General features: G+C 67.0%; 6 protein-coding genes. 1 reads left to right on the top strand and 5 read right to left on the bottom strand.

What is annotated here, in order from left to right; translation table 11 throughout:
• Window positions 1-91: 91 nt before the first annotated feature.
• Genes HUK84_RS09380 through HUK84_RS09365 form a run of 4 tightly spaced genes read right to left on the bottom strand, consistent with a single transcriptional unit; the run spans window position 92 to window position 4,724 of the window.
• Entirely contained in the window at window positions 92-1,420 is a 1,329-nt protein-coding gene (locus HUK84_RS09380; protein WP_176640059.1) for a class I SAM-dependent methyltransferase, read from the bottom strand.
• Window positions 1,410-2,432, bottom strand: a complete 1,023-nt coding sequence (locus tag HUK84_RS09375) for a glycosyltransferase family 2 protein (RefSeq protein ID WP_176640058.1) — start codon at window positions 2,430-2,432, stop codon at window positions 1,410-1,412. The genes HUK84_RS09380 and HUK84_RS09375 overlap by 11 nt, the downstream gene beginning before the upstream one ends.
• Window positions 2,429-3,130 carry a glycosyltransferase family protein gene (locus HUK84_RS09370; protein ID WP_176640057.1) on the bottom strand — a complete coding sequence of 234 codons (702 nt, stop codon included), beginning with the start codon at window positions 3,128-3,130 and terminating at the stop codon, window positions 2,429-2,431. The genes HUK84_RS09375 and HUK84_RS09370 overlap by 4 nt, the downstream gene beginning before the upstream one ends.
• Complete coding sequence (locus tag HUK84_RS09365) at window positions 3,123-4,724, bottom strand: glycosyltransferase (RefSeq protein ID WP_218064295.1); 1,602 nt, start codon at window positions 4,722-4,724, stop codon at window positions 3,123-3,125. Before HUK84_RS09365 ends, HUK84_RS09370 begins: the two co-directional genes overlap by 8 nt.
• A gap of 167 nt (window positions 4,725-4,891) precedes the next feature.
• On the opposite strand from HUK84_RS09365, the gene HUK84_RS09360 reads away from it, so the two are divergent.
• Window positions 4,892-5,242 (top strand): tRNA-binding protein, encoded by a 351-nt coding sequence (locus HUK84_RS09360; protein WP_176640055.1) that lies wholly within the window; start codon window positions 4,892-4,894, stop codon window positions 5,240-5,242.
• Window positions 5,243-5,290: 48 nt separating this feature from the next.
• Here HUK84_RS09360 and HUK84_RS09355 read toward each other — a convergent pair.
• Window positions 5,291-5,588, bottom strand: a 298-nt coding sequence (locus tag HUK84_RS09355) for a succinylglutamate desuccinylase/aspartoacylase family protein (RefSeq protein WP_176640054.1), incomplete at its 5' end; no start/stop codon positions are given.

The following is a 5,588-nucleotide window of genomic DNA, read 5'->3' as shown; positions in this document are numbered from 1 at the left end:
GGGCTGGCGCTGGTGCTGGCCGGCGGCCGCGAGGAGCGTCGGCTGGCATCCTGCGATGCCTGACGCCGGACTGCGGTGGCGTCAGGAGCGCTTATCCGCCGAACAGCCGCTTGAGCGCACGGATGGGCCAGGTGATGCGCCATGAGGTGGATCGCCTGATATCATCGCGCTCCTGCGCGAGCCGGGCGCACGCGGCGCGAAGGGTGGCGGTTTCGTCGCGTGCCGCGGCGATCTCGTGCTCCAGCCGCGCATGCGCCGCGAGAAGGGTATCGTATTCCCGCTTTCGCCGGGCCAGCGCATCCTGCAATCGCGGGATCGCGGCGAGCTGCTCGACATGACGCCGGACCTGCGTGTGCAGGCTGGCATTGGCGGCAGAAACGTGGCTGGCCTGCAGCGTTTTTTCGGCGAGGTCGCGTTCGGCGCGCTGGAGGGCGGCGGTAAGGGCGTCTTCCGTCTCGCGGGCTTTGGCTGCGCTCTCTGCAGCATTCCGTCGTTCGGCGGCCAGCGCATCTTCGCGCGCCGCGATCCTGGCCTCCGGATCGGCGATGACGAGGCGGGTGAAGGGGAACGCGTCCTTTTCCGCATCCTGGTCGTCGCTGCGCCGCGTGAGCGTCTTCAGGTCGGGAAGCCGGTTGACGCCGGTGGCCCATGCGGTGGTGAGGGCGAGAAAATCGTCTTCTTCCAGCCCTCGCGCCGCGGCCCGATAGGGACGCCAGTGATAGAGGATCGTGGCAAGCCACGCCGAGGGATGGATGCGCGCCAGGGGACGGTCCAGCGCGTCCGCCGGAAATCGCGTGAAGGCTTCGCTGTCCTCACGCACGAAGACCAGCATGTTCTGGGCGTACCACCATTTGACGTCCGGGGAAGACCAGAAGCGGTCGCGCAGGATGTCGAAGCAGCGGAAGCCCTTGCGGCGGAACAGAAGGGCCCAGAATTCGGGCCATTGTTCGTTGATGTGGCCCGTTCCGTGCTGATAGGGAATGGCCGCCGAGAACAGGATGACGTCTCCGAGGCGGGTCAGGTCGTCGACGAGGCTTTCCGAACGGTCGAACGGCAGGTGTTCGGCGACTTCGAGGCAGGTGACGAGGTCGAAGCGGGGCGTCATGCGCGCGGCGATGGTGTCGACGAGTCCGGCGGCGGCAAGATCGGCCGGCAGGAACAGGTCCTGCGCGACGAGCAGTTGTTCCCGCGAGACATAGTCCCCATCGATGCCGAGGCCGCGCGTGGCCCCGCATTCCATGGCGGCGCGCAGCCAGGAACCGACGCCGCAGCCGACATCCACGACCGACCGTGCCGGGTGGTGGCGAAGCAGTTCCGGCAGGACCATGCGGGCCGATGTCAGGCTCTCCTGAGCCTGGTCCTTGTAGAAGGACCGGTCATAGAGCGTGGACTGTCCATCCGGCCGGTCGTCAGGAGTCATGGCCGTACTCCATCAGGGCCACGGGCGCCGGCGGCGGCGGGCGCCTGGCATCTGCCGTCATGGCGTCGACCACGCCCTTGGCGCGGGAGAGGAAGAACGCCCTGCGATAGGCAGCGTCCAGGGCCTGCTGAAGTTCATCGTGAACGGGAAGGTCGGCGGCCTGGCGGGCGAGCGTCAGGGCCTCCAGCTTGCGGGTCCGGCGCAGATGGCGTGCATACCCGGACCAGTCCCGACGCCAGGCGGCGACGGCGTCGTCGATCTCGCAATAATCCTGGATCGCCCGGTCCGGGTGCAGGGTGGCGAACAGATATTGCGAACGGCCCTGGCGGTAGGAGCGGTCGCAGAACTGATCGAAGGAGAGGGCGCGGATCATCACGGCGCAGGCTTCGGGTTCGTAGATGACGCGCAGGCCGTGGCGGGAGAGGCGCCAGCCGAGTTCGATGTCCTCGCACCCGAAGCGGAACGCGGGATGGAAGACGCCGTGCCGTACCAGCAGGGAACGCTTGCAGGAGCTTCGCCCGCCCCAGAATTCGCGGAAGCCCAGGATCTGTCCCGGCCGGATCCAGTCATAGGAGAAGAGCTGCATGCCGCTGCGGGTCACGTGGCGCATGACCGGCAGGACGTCGATTTCGGGGGCGAGGACCGTGCGGCTGAGAACGGCGGTCTCGATGCCCGGATGGGCGAGATGGACGGAAAGATGCATGCACAGGAAATCCGGCATGACCACGTCGTCATCGTCGAGGAAAACCACCACCGGGGCGCGGGCCGCGAACACGCCGAGATTCTTTGCCGCGGCGAGGCCGGCGGCGCGCTGCGAGAGGACGCGGATCGGGAGCCGATTGCGCCATGACGCGAGGACGTCGCACGTGTTGTCGGTGGAGCCGTCATCGACGGCGACGATTTCGAATCGGCTGGCCTGCAGGGTCTGGTTGCGCAGGCCGTCCAGCACGCGCGGCAGGAGATGCGCGCGGTTGTGCGTCGTCAGGATCGCGGAGATTTCAGGTGCCGTCACGTGAAGATTTCCACGACCGAGAAGGCGTCGTCATGCGTGAGGTGCGGATTGCGGGCGAGCAGCCGGTACATGTCCGTGTGAGCCGTGCTGTGGCTGTAATGCTGCGCGGGCGGGCGGATACGATGGGCCATGGTGACGTCGTCGACGATTCCCATGCGCAGGCCCGCATTTTCGATGATGACGGGCCAGACGAAATCGAGGCCCCATCCCATCGCGCAATCCTCGCCGAACGGCAGCAGCAGCCTGGCGGCGTCACGCCGGATGCAGACGAATGGGCCGATTTCAACGAAGCGGGTCCGCCGCGCGGTGACGCCGGGAAGCTCCTGGACGATCGGATGGTCGGTGAAGCTGTCGGCGGTGCGGGCCGGCTGGCACAGCGCCAGGTCGTACGTCCTGGCATGGTGCAGAAGGCGGTCGACCGCGTCCTCGGCGAGTTCGATGTCGTCGTCGGCGATGATGACCCAGTCGAAGCCGTGCGCGTCGGCCAGGATCCGGTTCAGCAGCGCGAATTTCGGTGCGGGCGCGGTTGCGACGAAAATGGTGCCGGGATGGTCGAAGCGGCCACGACCGTCGGGGGCGAGGGCGATCCATCGCTGCGTGACGTCGTTTTCGCGCGCGCAGGCGAGGCGGTAGCTGACATGGGCGACGGTGCTGGGCCTGTCGGACATGTAGATGCCGGCGGCGAGGACCCTATCCATCGAGCGCATCCTGAAGGATCTTCCGCACGACGTCGCGCGAGAGGGTATTCAGGATATGGTCGCGGCCGGCAGCGGACAGGCGCGTCCACTGGGCGTCGTCGCGATAAAGCCGGATGACCGCGTCGGCGAATGAAGCGGGGTCGTCGGCGACGAGGATGTTGACCCCATCCTCCAGCCCCATGCCCTCGGCCCCCACCGTCGTGGCGACGACGGGCAGGCCGCCCGCCAGGCTTTGCCCGACCTTGCCCTTCATGCCCGCGCCGTAACGCAAGGGGGCGACGAAGATGCGATGGCTGTCGAGATAGGGCTGCACGTCGGGCACGTAGCCGGCCACGTCGATCCCAGGGACCTGGCCCAGAGCAAGGATGTCGTTGTCCATGTTGGAGCCGGCGATCGTGAAACGCACATCAGGCAGGGTTTCGCGGATCAGCGGCCAGACCTCGCGGACGAACCAATGCACGCCGTCGCCATTCGGCTTGTGCCAGAACCCGCCGATGAAGAAGAGATCCTTGCGGTCCGTGACGCACGGCGGATCGGCCGCGGGGGCGTCGAAGACGTTGGGGAGCACCTTGACGCAGGCGCGCGGCGCGATGGCCAGCATGGCATCCCGTTCCTCGGCCGTGACGGCGAGCGTGACGTCGGCGGCGAGCGCAAGGGCGACTTCCGTATCGCGGATGCGGCGCGCCTCGGCGTGTTTTTTCTCGTCGCCCAGCAACTGGGCCTCCCGCTCCTGGCGCAGGCCGTGGAAATCGACCATGTCGAAGACGACCATGGCCTCGGGGAAATGCAGGCGCACCAGCGGCATGAAATTCATGGCGACGCCGGGGAAGGACAGGAATGCCCGGTCGAGGCGCGTGGACGGGTCGCGGAACCAGGGGGTGATTTCCTCGGTCCCGTAGAGGATGCGCGTGACTCCCCGTTCGCGCAGGGCGTCCTCGTATTGCGTCCGGCCGGACGGCGTTCCGGCTGAGCCAGGGAGCGCGTCGCGGTGCGTCGCCGAAGCGAAAATGATCTGCCAGCCCTGCTCGGCGAGCATGTCGATGATGCCCAGCATGCGGAGGCCGCCGGAGTGCTGGTCATAGAGCGGAAGCATGTCCGCGACGACGAGCATGTGACCGCGGGTGGCGGGCACGAGGGGTGGGGCTGCGGGCGGCTCGGCCCGCGTTGCGGGCATGGTATCCTCGGAGCGGGGCGGGGGTTTGGAATCGATGGCGGGCGGCAGGATCGGTTGTTCGGCATGCCCGGTGTCCGACAGTCCGCGCAGCAGTGTGATGGCGCGGCGCAAGGGCCGGGTAAGGCGCCATGAGGTGGAATCGTACAGGGCGGTGATGAGAGCCTGGAGCGTGGCGTTGTCGGCCCGAAGCGCCTGGCATTCGGCATCGAGGGCGGAAAGGCGGCCGCATTCGGTTTGTAATTGTGTTTCGCGTGCCTCGAAGGCCGCGCAGGTGGCCCGCAATTCGTCCCGTTCGCTCATGAGGCGGGCGATTTCGCGATGAAGAATGGCTTCCCTGGACGTAACATTCGTCTGGATCGATTCGACCCGGAGCAAGTTTCCGTTCGCGGGCTTGAAGCTGTTCACCGTACTGGCCGTCATCTGTTACAGTAAGTTGCCTAGCGCATATTGCGATCTATTGGTAGTCCGATGCTTGGTCCATTCCCGGAGGCTGGTGCGGGGACTTACGCGGATTTCGTCGCTCGGCATGGACGTCGCGATGGGGTAATGTTTCGGCAGGGTGAACAAAGCTGGCGGGGCCGATAGCCATGGACCAAGGTTTTGATGAGATTTCCTGGGCCGATTTCGCGAAGGTGGAATTGCGGGTCGGCAGGATCGTCAAGGCGGAGGCCTTTCCCGCGGCGCGGAAGCCGGCCTATATCCTGCATGTCGATTTCGGGCCGGAGATCGGGGTGCGGAAATCGAGCGCGCAGATCACCAGGCTGTATACGCCCGAGACCCTGGCCGGGCGGCTGGTCGTGGGGGTGGTGAATTTTCCGCCCAAGCAGATCGGCCCGGTCCGGTCGGAATGCCTGGTGACCGGGTTTCACAACGAAGACGGCGACGTCGTGCTGTGCGTGCCGGACGGTGCGGTGCCGCTGGGGACGAAGCTGTGCTGATGTCGTCCCGGCATGACCTTGCGACGCGCCGAGGGCGGATGGCGCGGGTCAGTCGGTCAGGAGATGGCCCGTGCGGTCGGCGAGCGGCACCTTTCCCGCGATCTTGCCGATGATCTTGCCGGGCCAGGCGCAGGTCTGGCTGTGGCGGGCGAAGAATAGGCCGTCGGTCGCGGCCAGCACGTCGATGCTCTGTCCCAGCGGATCGATCACGGTGGCCACCACGTCGCCGGTCCGCACCTGGTCGCCCAGCCTGGCGCGGTAGGCCACGAGGCCCGCGATCGGGGCCTTGACCTGCTGCATCGCCGCGAGCGGCGTGGCGTCGCAGGACAGGCGGGGCAGGGGGTCG

This window comes from Nguyenibacter vanlangensis, assembly GCF_013376155.1.
Lineage (GTDB): Bacteria > Pseudomonadota > Alphaproteobacteria > Acetobacterales > Acetobacteraceae > Gluconacetobacter > Gluconacetobacter vanlangensis.
This window is presented reverse-complemented; position numbering and strand designations above follow the sequence as displayed.

What these genes read in the sequence shown, in the direction of transcription:
- HUK84_RS09365 (WP_218064295.1), bottom strand. Translation starts at nt 4,724, where the DNA reads ATGACGGCCAGTACGGTGAACAGCTTCAAGCCCGCGAACGGAAACTTG.
- HUK84_RS09380 (WP_176640059.1), bottom strand. Translation starts at nt 1,420, where the DNA reads ATGACTCCTGACGACCGGCCGGATGGACAGTCCACGCTCTATGACCGG.
- HUK84_RS09360 (WP_176640055.1), top strand. Translation starts at nt 4,892, where the DNA reads ATGGACCAAGGTTTTGATGAGATTTCCTGGGCCGATTTCGCGAAGGTG.
- HUK84_RS09370 (WP_176640057.1), bottom strand. Translation starts at nt 3,130, where the DNA reads ATGGATAGGGTCCTCGCCGCCGGCATCTACATGTCCGACAGGCCCAGC.